At 72.8% G+C, this 12,282-nt stretch carries 11 protein-coding genes; 5 read left to right on the top strand and 6 right to left on the bottom strand.

From position 1 onward, the window contains the following. Positions 1–25: 25 nt before the first annotated feature. Entirely contained in the window at positions 26–1,060 is a 1,035-nt protein-coding gene (locus HNR61_RS12720; RefSeq protein WP_246442646.1) for a mechanosensitive ion channel family protein, read from the bottom strand. A 756-nt stretch (positions 1,061–1,816) separates the two neighbouring features. Then, positions 1,817–2,206 carry a hypothetical protein gene (locus tag HNR61_RS47605; protein ID WP_245681653.1) on the bottom strand — a complete coding sequence of 130 codons (390 nt, stop codon included), beginning with the start codon at positions 2,204–2,206 and terminating at the stop codon, positions 1,817–1,819. Between the two features lie 562 nt (positions 2,207–2,768). Here HNR61_RS47605 and HNR61_RS12710 point away from each other — a divergent pair. Both HNR61_RS12710 and HNR61_RS12705 read left to right on the top strand, forming a co-directional pair. Continuing rightward, positions 2,769–4,349 (top strand): NsdA family TPR-like regulatory protein, encoded by a 1,581-nt coding sequence (locus tag HNR61_RS12710; RefSeq protein WP_182843348.1) that lies wholly within the window; start codon positions 2,769–2,771, stop codon positions 4,347–4,349. A gap of 57 nt (positions 4,350–4,406) precedes the next feature. Next, positions 4,407–5,039: a GNAT family N-acetyltransferase gene (locus HNR61_RS12705; RefSeq protein ID WP_312897878.1), complete on the top strand. Its 633-nt coding sequence runs from the start codon at positions 4,407–4,409 to the stop codon at positions 5,037–5,039. 103 nt (positions 5,040–5,142) lie between these two features. Here HNR61_RS12705 and HNR61_RS12700 read toward each other — a convergent pair whose 3' ends face one another. Continuing rightward, complete coding sequence (locus HNR61_RS12700) at positions 5,143–5,934, bottom strand: class I SAM-dependent methyltransferase (protein WP_182843346.1); 792 nt, start codon at positions 5,932–5,934, stop codon at positions 5,143–5,145. Between the two features lie 108 nt (positions 5,935–6,042). Then, complete coding sequence (locus HNR61_RS12695; RefSeq protein WP_182843345.1) at positions 6,043–8,121, bottom strand: prolyl oligopeptidase family serine peptidase; 2,079 nt, start codon at positions 8,119–8,121, stop codon at positions 6,043–6,045. Positions 8,122–8,338: 217 nt separating this feature from the next. On the opposite strand from HNR61_RS12695, the gene HNR61_RS12690 reads away from it, so the two are divergent. From HNR61_RS12690 to HNR61_RS12680, 3 genes are all read left to right on the top strand, one after another. Further along, positions 8,339–8,857, top strand: coding sequence for a hypothetical protein (locus HNR61_RS12690; RefSeq protein ID WP_182843344.1), 519 nt, complete (start codon positions 8,339–8,341; stop codon positions 8,855–8,857). Between the two features lie 270 nt (positions 8,858–9,127). After that, entirely contained in the window at positions 9,128–9,637 is a 510-nt protein-coding gene (locus HNR61_RS12685; RefSeq protein WP_067817898.1) for an HNH endonuclease, read from the top strand. Positions 9,638–9,661: 24 nt separating this feature from the next. Beyond that, a complete protein-coding gene (locus tag HNR61_RS12680; RefSeq protein WP_182843343.1) occupies positions 9,662–9,877 on the top strand; it encodes an FmdB family zinc ribbon protein in 216 nt (71 codons plus the stop codon). On the opposite strand, the gene HNR61_RS12675 is transcribed toward HNR61_RS12680, so the two are convergent. Together HNR61_RS12675 and ilvD are read right to left on the bottom strand one after the other, a co-directional pair. Beyond that, a complete protein-coding gene (locus HNR61_RS12675; RefSeq protein WP_182843342.1) occupies positions 9,874–10,218 on the bottom strand; it encodes a DUF1330 domain-containing protein in 345 nt (114 codons plus the stop codon). The two genes, HNR61_RS12680 and HNR61_RS12675, sit on opposite strands and share 4 nt — an antisense overlap. A 102-nt stretch (positions 10,219–10,320) precedes the next feature. Then, positions 10,321–12,177, bottom strand: a complete 1,857-nt coding sequence (gene ilvD / locus HNR61_RS12670; RefSeq protein WP_182843341.1) for a dihydroxy-acid dehydratase — start codon at positions 12,175–12,177, stop codon at positions 10,321–10,323. Between the last annotated feature and the right edge of the window lie 105 nt (positions 12,178–12,282).

Raw genomic sequence — 12,282 nt, 5'->3', positions numbered from 1 at the left:
ATTCCGGGGGGAGAACCGGCGACGATCAGGCCGGGGCGGTCGGGGTGGCGACCGTCACGCCCGCCTCGTCGAACGCGACCTTGACGCGTTCGCGCAGCTCGCGGGCCACGTCCCCCTGCTTGCCGGGCGCGGTCTTCAGCACCACGCGGATCACCAGCGCGTTGCCCGCCAGTTCCTGGACGCCCCACACCGAGGGCTCCTCCAGGACCAGGTCGTCCCAGTGCGGGTCGGAGGCCAGCGCGTCGGCGGTGTTCTGGAGGATCTCCTTGACCTTCTCGATGTCCTCGGTGATGTCCACCGGGATGTCCAGGACGGTGCGGCCCCAGTTCTGGGACTCGTTGCCGACCTTCTTGATCTCGCCGTTGGGGACGTACCAGACGACGCCGTTGACGTCGCGCATCCGGGTGACCCGCAGGGTGACGGCCTCGACGGTGCCCTTGGCGGTGCCGACGTCGATGAAGTCGCCGACGCCGTACTGGTCCTCCAGCAGCATGAACAGCCCGGCCAGGAAGTCCTTGACGATGTTCTGCGCGCCGAAGCCGACCGCCATGCCGATCACGGTGGCGCTGGCCAGCACCGGGGTCAGGTTCAGGCCGATCACCCCGAGGCAGCTGAACGCCGCCGTGCCCATGATCACGATGGAGCAGATGCTGCGCAGCACCGAGCCCAGCGTCCTGGCGCGCTGCGCCCGCCGCTGCGACAGCAGCGCGGGGGAGCCCTCGAACGCCGTGCGGCTGCGCTCGCGCACCTTCTCCGACATGGTGCTCTCGGCCATCCGCAGCGTCACCCTGGTGATCATGCGGTGGGCGATGTTGCGCAGGAGCAGCGCGATGGCGAGCGTGATGACGATCGTGACGGTCGTGTTGAGCGGGCCGTCCAGCCAGGTCCGGTAGAAACGGGTGAAGTCGTCGTTGGAGACGTTCCAGACGATCCGGCAGGCGATGCTGGGCTCGCCGGGCGCGCACGCCTTCTCGGCCGAGCCGCCGTTCTGGGCCCAGGGCAGCAGCGGCTCGGCGGCCGTCACCGCCTGGGCGGCAAGGGCGTTCATCGTCGCTGACATCGGGCGGACCCTCCCCGGCCGGTTGTGGGTTTCACGTCACGTCGCCGTGGACCTGCGGCGGCACGAGCCCGATCGTAGGGGACGGTGACGACCGGTTCGTACGACGCCGGGCGGGTGGCGTCACCCGGCCGGGGAGGGTGGCTCGCGTGCCGCGGACCCGGTGTGCGGGCGTGGGTGCGCCGGGTCCGCGGCACTCCGGGAAGGTCGGTGTTCTCCCTCTCGGTGCCCGGAGTGGTCGGACGGGCCGACCCTCGCGGAGGCCGTCGGGGCGACCTCCGCGGTGGAAAATCCTCTACCTATGGTCTTGTCGAACTGCGCGCCCGGTGTGCTTTCGCCGGACCAATCGCCGGAGGGGGTCTCCGTGGGGATAGATTTCGAAAATTTCCCAAAATGTCCCGTGTGGGGCAGCAGGTCCTGCCGGTCCGGCTCGGAAGCCTGCCGGCGCGGAGAGCCGGTGGCCCAAGGGCCGGGGAGCGGGGGACCGGAGACGTCGCGCCGCGCCCCCGCGACGCCGCGCCGTGCCCATGGCCCGCCGTTCCGGTCGGTCGGTCCGGTTCATCGGCTCCTCCGGTCGGATGTCTGTCCCGTCGGTTCCCTCGATGGCGGTTCCTTCGATGTGGTGCGTGCGCGGGCGGCGGACCGCCCGCGCACGCACCGCACCGCCCGTGCACGCACCGGGATGGGGCGAGCGCGTCCCGCGGTACGCCGCGGCCGCCGCGCCGTACCGGCCGCGGGACCACGGGACGCGCCCGGCTTTCAGGAGTGGCCGGACGGCCACTCGGTCGGTGCCGGTCCGGGCAGGTGGGACCCGAGGCCCTGCGCCCCGGGGTCCCGCGTCGCGGTGCCGCCCGTCTCGCCGCGCAGCTCCCGCCGGAGCGGCTGCAGGACGTGCGCCAGTTTCACCGCGGCGCCGCCCGGATCGTCCACCCGGTGCATGCGCTCCCCCCAGGACCACCAGTAGTAATGATCGTGTGACTCGGGCGCCGGGGCGCAGGTCACGTCCTCGGCGAGGCTGGCCGCCTCCGGGTTGACCACCCGCAGGAAGGCGGGCCCGGAACGGGTCCGCACGACCCGGGCGACGAGCCCGCGCGTGTCGAGTTCCTGCTCCAGCTCCTCTAGGTAGTCGACGCGTCTGTCGCTGACCACCTGCGCACCCCCTCCGTCGTTCGTGCTGCGAGGTCTGCTCCGACGTTCCCGTGTGTCGTGCCTCCCGCGCGGCGGCTCGCGCCGCCCGCACGTGATCGCTCCCTGAGCGCCGGATCGACCCCGTGATGCGGCCCGGGGGCGGGCCGTTGATCGAACTCTGCGGGACCGGTTGGTCGCTCGGGGTGAGAATTGCAACTCACACGGTGGAGGGTCAAGGGTGCCGCTGTCCCGCGAAGGACGCGATTTTGCCTCCTCAGAGGTGTTCTGGTCCTCTGTGGAGGATAAATCTCTACCCTGGTGTTGAAGGTTGCGCCCAGGCCGCCCGGGTTTCTCAGGGAAGGCTTGGCCTGCCCTGTTGACGGCGTTACGCTGCGTGCGCGAGAGATTATCAGTCGTGGCCATCTGGACACCGGTCGCCGCGGTCGCGGGGCCCCGCTCCCAAGGGAGGGGTCCGGCGGGCCGGCGGTGAGGAGGCCGGAAAACGATGTCGGACCCCCCTCGTAAAGAGACGGACATCGCTCGGCGCATCCGTGCGTACGGTCTGGCGCGTGGACGCTCCCCCGTGGAGATCGCCCACGAGATCCACGACCAGTGCGGGCCGCTGTTCGGGACCAGCATGGTCAAGGCACACCGGCTGGCCCACGGTGTCGCGCTGTCCGACATCGTCGCCCAGGTCAGAGCGCTGTTCGAGGTGGACGGCAAGCCCGCCCCCAAGCTGGGGGAGACGCTGCTGTCGGCCTACGAGAGCGGCTACAAACGACCGGGTCCGGAGTACCTGCACTATCTCTGCGCCGTCTACCGGGTGGAGCCCGACAAGCTCGGGTACCAGAGCCCCTGCATCTGCGGCCGCGGGCACGCGGTCCGCCTGGTCGACGCCACCGCGCCCCTGCCGGAGGGGCCGGACCGGCGAGGACCGGGGGAACCCGACGCCCTGGAGGGCGCCGTCCTCGTCCCTGGCGACCGTCACCGGATGACGGTCATCGAACAGCAACGGGGCCCTGACCGCGCCGAAGGCCCCCTTTCCATCGATGTGGGAGAGGAGGACATCGTGCTTCGTAGGACCCTTCTGCAACTACTGGCCGGGGCGGGCGTGGCGCTCGACGGTCAGTTCCTGGGCGCAGTGGACAACCTTCGTCGCAAGATGGACGACACCCTGGTCAGTGCCACGGTGTCGCCGACCATGCTCGACCAGTGGGAGGAGACGACCCTCGGTTACGGTCAGCAGTACCAGGCGACGCCGTCGCTGCGGATGCTGTGCGACGTGCTGCTGGACTTCAGCGAGGTGCGGCGCATGTGCGACAAGCGCCAGCCGGTGGAGTTGCAGGAACGGCTGTGCCGCATCGCCGCCCAGCTGTCCGGGCTGTCCGGGCTGATCATGATCAATCTGGGTGACCACCGGCTGGCCCGTTCGTTCTTCCGGACCGCCCGCACGGCCGCCGACGAGACCGCCGACCGCAAGCTGCGCGCCTGGGTGACGGTGCGCGAGGCGCTGGTCCCGATGTACTACGGCGATCCGCGTGAGGCGTTGCACCTGGCCCGCAAGGCGCAGGACCTGGCGGGGCGCACCCCCAGCGTGGCGGCCGCGATGGCGCCCGCGGTGGAGGCGCGCGCCCTCGGCATGCTCGCGTTGCGCGGCCGTGGCGACGCCGCCCCGAGCGCGCGCCGCGCGCTGGTGCGGGGCCGCGCGGTCTTCGACCAGCTCTCCAGGGACGACACCGGAGACCTGGCGTTCGGTTTCACCGACCGGCAGATGACCTTCTATGAGGGCGACACCTTCACCAACCTCGGTGACCACCGGGCGGGCGACGAGGCGCTGAGCCGCGCGCTCACCCTCTACGCGCCGACCGACCGGGTCGACCTGACGTTGGTCCGCCTCGACCGGGCGGCCTGCCGGCTGCACGCCGGGCACATCGACGCCGCGCTGGCCACGGCCCGCGAGGCGATCGAGGAGCTGCCGACCGAGCACCGCAGCGACATCCTGGTCCACCGGGCCAGGCAGATCGGCGCGACGGTGCGCGCCAAGTACGGCGACAGCCCGATGCTGCGCGACTTCTACGAGGCGTTGAGCGGTCCCTCGGTGACGAGCCCGACCAAGGCGTCACCCCCCGCGCCGCCTGCCGTCCCGCCCTCAGAGCAGGTCTGACGGGCGATGGAATCCCCGGACAGCACCCCTCGGCAGCATGATCAGGCCGCAGGGGAGGTGCGACGTGCCTCCGCGCGCAGCGACGGGGGCGACGGCCCCGCCGGTGCCCGGACCCTCGTCCGGCTCCAGGCGGAGCCCCCGGTGTGGCGGCTGGGCGGGCCGGTCGGCGGCCTGCGCCTGCGCCGCTACCGCGCGACCGACCACGCCACGGTGCTCGACCTGCACCGTGAGGGCCTGGCCCAGGTGGGCCTGCGCCCCGGCGACGGCGTCTACTACGACCATGACTTCTTCCGGATGGAGGAGATCTATCTGCGCAACGACGGCGAGTTCCTCGTCGGCGAGTCCGACGGCGAGATCGTCGCGATGGGCGGCCTGCGCCGCGCCGACCTGGTCCCCGGCGGCTCGTCCCGCGCGTTCGGCGGCTACGCCCTGGGGAACCCGGCCCTCGACGCGGCGGAGATGGTGCGGCTGCGCGTCCGTCCGGACCGCCAGCGCCGGGGCTACGGCGCGGCGGTGGTCCGGGCCCTGGAGGAACGCGCCGTCGAGCTCGGCTACCGCCTCCTGAAGGGCGACACCACGGCCTACCAGCAGGCGGCCCTGACCCTGTACCGCTCGTTCGGGTGGAAGGAGACCCGCCGCGAGAAGATCGGCGGCATCGAGAACATCTACATCGAGAAACGGCTGCGCTGAGCGAGCGCTCCGCGGAGCGGGACTCCGCTGAGGGGAGCAGCGGACCCCGGGGCCGTGGCGGACGGTGTGACGCGGCACGCCGACCGCCACGGCCCGGGCCCGTTCACGGCCTGCGGGCTCCCGCCAGCTGCATCAGCGGGAAGCGGCGCTGCCGGACGTCGGTCAGCCCGTGCTCCCGGAGGAAGCCCGTCACCTCGCGGTCGCCGAACACCGTCAGCCCCGCGACCCGGCCGAACGCCTCGGCGCCCAGCCGTCCCACCGGCAGGACCGGACGGCGGGAGGTCAGGATGACGATCCGGCCGCCGGGCCTCAGCACGCGCAGCATGGACTCCAGCGCGGTCCACGGCTCGTCGAACAGGTACAGCGCGCCGAAGCAGCACACCGCGTCGAACGTCGCGTCCCCGAACGGCAGCTCCACCGCGTCACCGCGCACGTAGCCGATCGCGCCGCCGCCGGTGGTGCCGGCGGTGTCGGTCACCGCGCGGTCCAGCATCGCGGGGGCCGCGTCCAGCCCGACGACCAGGCCGTCCCCGGCGACGCCCGCCGCCAGGGCGCGGGTGACGTTGCCGGGGCCGCAGGCGACGTCCAGGACGGTCGCGGCCGGTCTCCCGGCGTCGCCGGGCCGGCCCAGGCCGAGCCAGTCGCGGGCCAGGGCCTGCTCGGCGGCGGTGTCGGGGCCGAACGGCCAGCCCTTGGCGAGGTTGAAGCCGACCGGCCGCCACAGGCGTTCGTAGATCTGCGGCAGGAACGTCGAGCGCATCACCCGCTGGGCGACCGTCGGGGCGGGCGCGGCGCCGGGGCCGAGCAGGTCGAGATAGCCCGCCGACAGGTCGGGTTCGGCGGGCGGGGCGGACAGCAGCCGCAGGATCCGGTCGTGGACCGGGGTCCGTGCCATCGAAGGGCTCACCCCTTTATTCGACCACCCGTCAATTGCCGCTGTCCGCCCGCGCGGCCCGATGTGACCGACCCCACGCGCCCCGCCCGGCCCCGGAGCGGTCCCCGCTCAGGTCAGGTCCAGGCCCGTCTGGGAGGCCAGGAACGACAGGGTGTCCGTCATCAGGTTCACCGACCGCGACACCGAACGCGACGAGTGCCCCACCTCCGTCTCGTTGCGCAGCAGGACCGGCGCGTCGGAGGAGGTGGCGTGCTGGAGCGCCGCGCACATCTTGCGGGCGTGCAGCGGGTCCACCCGCGAGTCGCTGTCGAAGACGGTGAACAGCGTCGCCGGGTACGCCGTCCCCTCCGCCACGTGGTGGTACGGGGAGTAGGCGCGCAGCCAGCCGAACTCCTCGGGGTCCGCCACCGTCCCGTACTCGTCGGTCCACACCTGGCCCAGGCCGAACCGCTCGTAGCGGATCATGTCCAGCAGCGGGGCCGAGCACACGACCGCCCGGTACAGGTCGGGACGCTGGGTGAGCGCCGCGCCGACCAGCAGGCCGCCGTTGGAGCCGCCGGAGATCGCCAGCCGGTCGGCGGTGGTGAGGCCGTCGGCGATGAGGCGTTCGGCGGCGGCGTGGAAGTCGTCGAAGACGTTCTGCTTGCGGTCGCGCATCCCGGCGCGGTGCCACTCCTCGCCCTCCTCCGAGCCGCCGCGCAGGTTCGCGACGGCGTACACGCCGCCCGCCTCGACCCAGGCGAGGATGCTGGCCGAGTAGGCGGGGGTGAGGGAGATGTTGAAGCCGCCGTACCCGTACAGGATCGCCGGGCGCGGGCCGGTCGAGCCGGGCCGGGAGATGACGAGCATCCGGACGGTGGTGCCGTCCCGGGAGGTGTAGGCGACCTGCCGGGTGTCGAGGTCGGGCACCTCGACCGAGCCGGGCGCCGACGCCCACAGGCTCGTCTCGCCGGTGCGGGCGTCGTAGCGCAGCACCGACGAGGGGGTGACGTTGTCGGTGTAGCCGAACCACGCCTCGTGCCCGCCCTCGGGGCGTTCCACGATGCCGCCGATCGAGCCGAGGCCCGGCACCGGGACCTCGCCGATCCGCTCGCCGGTCGCCAGGTCGTGCACGGTGATCTCGCTGAGGGCGTGCCGGGTCCAGCCCGCCAGCAGCACCGGCCGGTCCAGGTCGTCCAGGATCGCGAAGTCGGTGAGCACCGCCTCGTCGTCCTGCGGGATCAGCGTCCGCCAGTTCCCGGGCGCGGGGTCGGCCGGGTCGGCGACGCACAGCCGGGAACGCGGCGCGTCCAGGTCGGTGAAGATGTAGGCGCGCCCGTCGCGGCCCACGTACAGCCCGGTCGAGGCGTCCACGCCGACCTGCACGGGGCGCAGTTCGGGGCGTTCGGGGGAGGACGCCGCGAGGTCGGCGACGAACAGGTCGTTGCGCGGCGCGGTGCCCTGCGACGCGGTGACGGTGAGCCAGCGCCCGTCGCGGCTGACGCCCGCGCCGTAGTAGTCGGTCTTGTCGCGGCCCTCGCCGAACACCAGCACGTCGTCGGCGTCGGGGTCGGTGCCGACGCGGTGCAGGTAGACGCGGCGGTGGTACTGGGCCTCGCCCTCGGGCACCCGGTCGGGGGACAGGCGGCGCGCGTAGTAGTACGCCTCGCCGCCGGGCAGCCACGCCACCGACGACTCGCGGCTGCGGTCGATGGGGCCCTCGACCCGTTCGCCGGTCTCCACGTCGATGACGTAGAGCAGGGCCTCCTCGTCGCCGCCGTGCGACACCTTGTAGGCCAGCCGCCGTCCCTCCTTGTCGGGCTGCCACATGTCGAGCGTGGTGGTGCCCTCGGGGTCGAGGGCGACGGGGTCGATCAGGACGCGTTCGGTGCCGCCCGGGTCCACGGTGTAGAGCACCGGGTGCTCCTGGTCGGCGGCGCGGCGGGTGAAGAAGCGGCGCCCGCCGCGCCAGACGGGCGATCCGACGCTGCCCGCGGCCAGCAGCTCCCCGAGCCGCTTGCGCAGCCGGTCGCGTCCCGGCAGGTCGTCCACCACCCGGTGGAACAGCGCGTCCTGGGCGTCCAGCCACGCGCGCGTGTCCGGGTCGTCACGGTCCTCCAGCCAGCGGTAGGGGTCGGCGACGCGGCGACCGTGCAGCTCGTCGACGATGTCCTGACGCGGGGCGGGCGGGTAGGGCGGTCGGCTCATGGGTCAGAACCCTATTCGGCCCTCGCCCCGCAGGACGGCAACGCCACGGCGGTGGAACCCCTCCCCGGCCGGAGCGGGTCATCTCCACCGTCCCGCCCGCAACGATGATCACTCTTGCGGACCGACCCGCCGGACGCCACGTGTGGCGAGGTGAACGCGCCGGTCATCTTCGGTAGAAGTGGCCTGGTCACCGCGCTCTTCCACACGGGGGTTGAACATGAGGAGCATCGTCACCGCGCACCGGACGGCGGCCCGCGCCGTCACCGGGGCGCTCGCGCTGGGCGGCTGCCTGCTGGCCGCGCCGCCGATCCAGGCCGCCGCGCCCGGCAAGGTCGAGTTCGTGTACACGGCCCCGAAGGTCTCCCGGGCGGGCGACAGCGTCACCTGGGGGTGGAGCATCCGCAACAACGGCGGCGAGCCCGTCGAGAAGGTCGTGCTGACCCACCGGTTCAGGCCGGTCATGAAGGTGCGGTCGGTCAGCGCGCGGTGCCGGGTGCTGAAGGACGCCATCCGCTGCGAGTACGGCTCCCTGAAGGCCGGGGAGGCGAGGAGCGGCGTCATCGTCGCCGAGGTCCCGGCGACCGCCGCGGGCAACGTGCAGATCAACGGCCGGGTGACCTGGCAGCAGCGGGGCGCCGCGCCCGCCCCCGCGCCCGCCCCCGCGCCCTCCGCCTCGCCCGCGGCCACCGGCGCCGGGAAGGCCGAGGCCCCGGCCGAGGGGAGCGCGGGCGACTGACGGTCCGTGACCGGAAGGGGCCCGGCGGCGGCGCGTTTTCGCGGCCGTGGGGCCTTTTTCACGTTCGATCCGGCGCGCTTATGGGGATTAATGGGGTAGCGGACGGCCTCCCTCAGCCGTCACACTGATTTCGGGTCGGTTCGCCCCTGGGGAGGTCCTCATGGCGGGTGCTCAGGTGCCGGAGACAATAATCGGGCCTCGGTATGGGGCGCGTGGGAGCGCGCCCGCCGAGGCCGAAAAGCAGCAGCGCTTCGCGCGGGGGGCCGTCCGATGAGACAGGTCCTCCTGCTGAACGCGACGTACGAACCCCTCACCACGCTCTCCCTCCGCCGGGCCGTCTGCCTGGTGCTCCGCGAGAAGGCGGAGATCGTCCACCACGACTCCACGGGTGCGGTCCTGCACTCGGCGACCATGGCGGTCGAGGTCCCCTCGGTGATCCGGCTCCGCCGGTACGTGAAGATCCCGTTCCGGAGCAGGGTCCCGCTCACCCGCAGCGCCCTGATGCGGCGTGACAACCACCGCTGCGTCTACTGCGGCCGCCGCGCCGAGACCATCGACCACGTCCTGCCGCGCAGCCGCGGCGGCAAGCACGTCTGGGAGAACTGCGTCGCCTCCTGCACCACCTGCAACCACCGCAAGGCGGACCGGCTGCTGGAGGAGCTGGGCTGGTCGCTCCCGATCACGCCGTCGGTGCCGCGCGGCGCCCACTGGCGGCTGATCGGCCTCAACGGCGACAACGACCCCCAGTGGGCCCCCTACGTCCGGGAGCCCGCCGCGTAGCGCGGGAGAACGTATCCTGGGCGCGTGCCACGCTATGACTACCGTTGCCGCGCCTGCGGGTCCACGTTCGAGATGTCCCGCCCGATGAGCGAGGCGTCCGCGCCCGCCCCCTGCCCCGAGGGGCACGACGACACGGTCAAGCTGCTGTCGACGGTCGCCGTCACCGGCACCGCCAGGGGCGGCTCCGCGCCCCCGCCGAGCGGCGGGGGCGGCTGCTGCGGGGGCGGCTGCTGCGGTTAGCCGCGCGCCGCGCGGAGCTTCGCGGCGGTCCGCCTCGCGTCGTAGCCCTCCGGGACGCCCTCGGCGATCCACACGTCGCCGGGGATGTTCCGGGCGCGCAGCGGCAGGATCTCCTGGTAGGCCTCCGAGGCGTACCAGGCGTGGATCGCGTCCCGGTCGGGGAACTCGATCATCACGAAGGCGCCCTCGAACGTCCCCTCGACGGCCTCGACCTCGCTGCCGTGCACCAGGAACCGGCCGCCGAAGGGGTCCATCGTCGCCTGGATCCGCTCGATGTACTCCAGCACCTCGTCGTTGGGCATCTCGGTGGGGCGCAGGTGGGCCATCGCGTAGGCGGGCATCGTTTCCTCCGGGCGGTCGGGGCGTTCTGCCTGACATGACCGAGTCTGCCGCCCGGAGGGAACGCGGGCGATTACCCCGCGGGTAACCGCCCGCCCGTCACCTCAGAGACGGTCGAGCTGGGACACGTCGCGGGCCGCGCCCGTGGACGCCGACGTCGCCATGGCCGCGTAGGCGCGCAGCGCCGCGCTGATCGGGCGCTGCCGGTCGCGGGGGCGGTAGCCGCCGAGGTCGGCCAGCAGCTTCTCGCGGCGGATCTCCAGCTCGTCGGCCGGGACGTTCAGCTCCAGCCTCCGGTTCGGGATGTCGATGACGATCTCGTCGCCGTCCTCGACCAGGGCGATGACCCCGCCGCCCGCCGCCTCGGGGGAGGCGTGCCCGATGGACAGGCCCGAGGTGCCGCCGGAGAACCGCCCGTCGGTGATCAGCGCGCACTTCTTGCCGAGGCCGCGGCCCTTCAGGAAGCTCGTCGGGTACAGCATCTCCTGCATGCCGGGGCCGCCCCTGGGGCCCTCGTAGCGGATGACGACGACGTCGCCCTCCTTGACCTTCCCGCCGAGGATGCCCTCGACGGCGTCGTCCTGGCTCTCGAAGACCACGGCCGGGCCGGTGAAGGTCCACAGCTCCTCCTCGACGCCCGCGGTCTTGACGATCGCGCCGTCGGGGGCGATGTTGCCGCGCAGCACCGCCAGGCCGCCGTCGGCGGTGTAGGCGTGCTCGACCGAGCGGATGCAGCCGTTCTCCCGGTCCAGGTCCAGCTCCTCCCAGCGGGCGGACTGGCTGAACGCCGAGGTCGAGCGCACCCCGCCCGGCGCGGCGTGCCACAGCTCCAGGGCCTCGGGCAGCGCGTTGGGGGAGGTCGGGTCCCACCTGTCGACCAGCTCGTCCACCGACGCCGAGTGGATCGAGTGGGCCGAGGAGTTCAGCAGCCCGGCGCGGTTCAGCTCGCCCAGCAGGGCCGGGATGCCGCCCGCGCGGTGGCAGTCCTCCACGTGGTACCTGGCGGTGGCGGGGGCGAGCTTGCAGACGCACGGGACGCGCCGCGACAGCGCGTCGATCTCGTCCAGGCCGAAGTCGACGCCGCCCTCCACGGCCGCCGCCAGCAGGTGCAGGATCGTGTTGGTGGAGCCGCCCATCGCGATGTCCAGGACCATGGCGTTCTCGAACGCCTCCCGGGTCGCGATGTTCAGCGGCAGGACGGACTCGTCGTCGCCCTCGTAGTACCGCTTGGCGATCTCCACGACGGTGCGGCCCGCGTCCTCGTACAGCCCGCGGCGGGCGGTGTGGGTGGCCAGGACGGTGCCGTTGCCGGGCAGCGCCAGCCCGAGCGCCTCGGTGAGGCAGTTCATGGAGTTGGCGGTGAACATGCCCGAGCAGGACCCGCAGGTCGGGCAGGCGCTCTCCTCCAGCTCCAGCAGCGTGGCGTCGCTGATCGACTCGTCGGCCGAGGCGATCATCGGGTCGATCAGGTCGAGCTTGTGGCCGCCCATGACGCCCTCGACGGGCTTGCCCGCCTCCATGGGGCCGCCGGAGACGAACACGGTCGGGATGTTCAGCCGCAGCGCGGCCAGCAGCATCCCCGGGGTGATCTTGTCGCAGTTGGAGACGCAGACCAGCGCGTCGGCCTGGTGCGCGTTGACCATGTACTCGACGGCGTCGGCGATCAGTTCGCGGGAGGGCAGCGAGTACAGCATGCCCTCGTGGCCCATCGCGATGCCGTCGTCGACGGCGATCGTGTTGAACTCGCGGGGGACGCCCCCGGCCTGCTTGACGGCGCCGGCGACCACGTCGCCGACCTCGCGCAGGTGGACGTGGCCGGGCACGAACTGGGTGAAGCTGTTGGCCACCGCGACGATCGGCTTGCCGAAGTCCTCCCGCGCCACGCCGCTGGCGCGCATGAGCGCGCGGGCGCCCGCCATGTTCCTGCCGTGGGTGACCGTGCGTGACCTGAGCGGGGGCATCGAAGACCTCTCCAAGCTGGTGGTGTGCGGTTGCGGACACGGCGGGGCGGCGGCGGATCGCGTCGCTGCCACCGGCCGAGCAGAGGTCGTGACGGGGCCGGGCCG

The sequence above is a fragment of the Actinomadura kijaniata genome (assembly GCF_014138665.1).
In the GTDB taxonomy this organism is placed as follows: domain Bacteria; phylum Actinomycetota; class Actinomycetes; order Streptosporangiales; family Streptosporangiaceae; genus Spirillospora; species Spirillospora kijaniata.
This window is presented reverse-complemented; position numbering and strand designations above follow the sequence as displayed.

What these genes read in the sequence shown, in the direction of transcription:
- HNR61_RS12720 (WP_246442646.1), bottom strand. Translation starts at nt 1,060, where the DNA reads ATGTCAGCGACGATGAACGCCCTTGCCGCCCAGGCGGTGACGGCCGCC.
- HNR61_RS12700 (WP_182843346.1), bottom strand. Translation starts at nt 5,934, where the DNA reads ATGGCACGGACCCCGGTCCACGACCGGATCCTGCGGCTGCTGTCCGCC.
- HNR61_RS12695 (WP_182843345.1), bottom strand. Translation starts at nt 8,121, where the DNA reads ATGAGCCGACCGCCCTACCCGCCCGCCCCGCGTCAGGACATCGTCGAC.
- HNR61_RS12690 (WP_182843344.1), top strand. Translation starts at nt 8,339, where the DNA reads ATGAGGAGCATCGTCACCGCGCACCGGACGGCGGCCCGCGCCGTCACC.
- HNR61_RS12685 (WP_067817898.1), top strand. Translation starts at nt 9,128, where the DNA reads ATGAGACAGGTCCTCCTGCTGAACGCGACGTACGAACCCCTCACCACG.
- HNR61_RS12675 (WP_182843342.1), bottom strand. Translation starts at nt 10,218, where the DNA reads ATGCCCGCCTACGCGATGGCCCACCTGCGCCCCACCGAGATGCCCAAC.
- ilvD (WP_182843341.1), bottom strand. Translation starts at nt 12,177, where the DNA reads ATGCCCCCGCTCAGGTCACGCACGGTCACCCACGGCAGGAACATGGCG.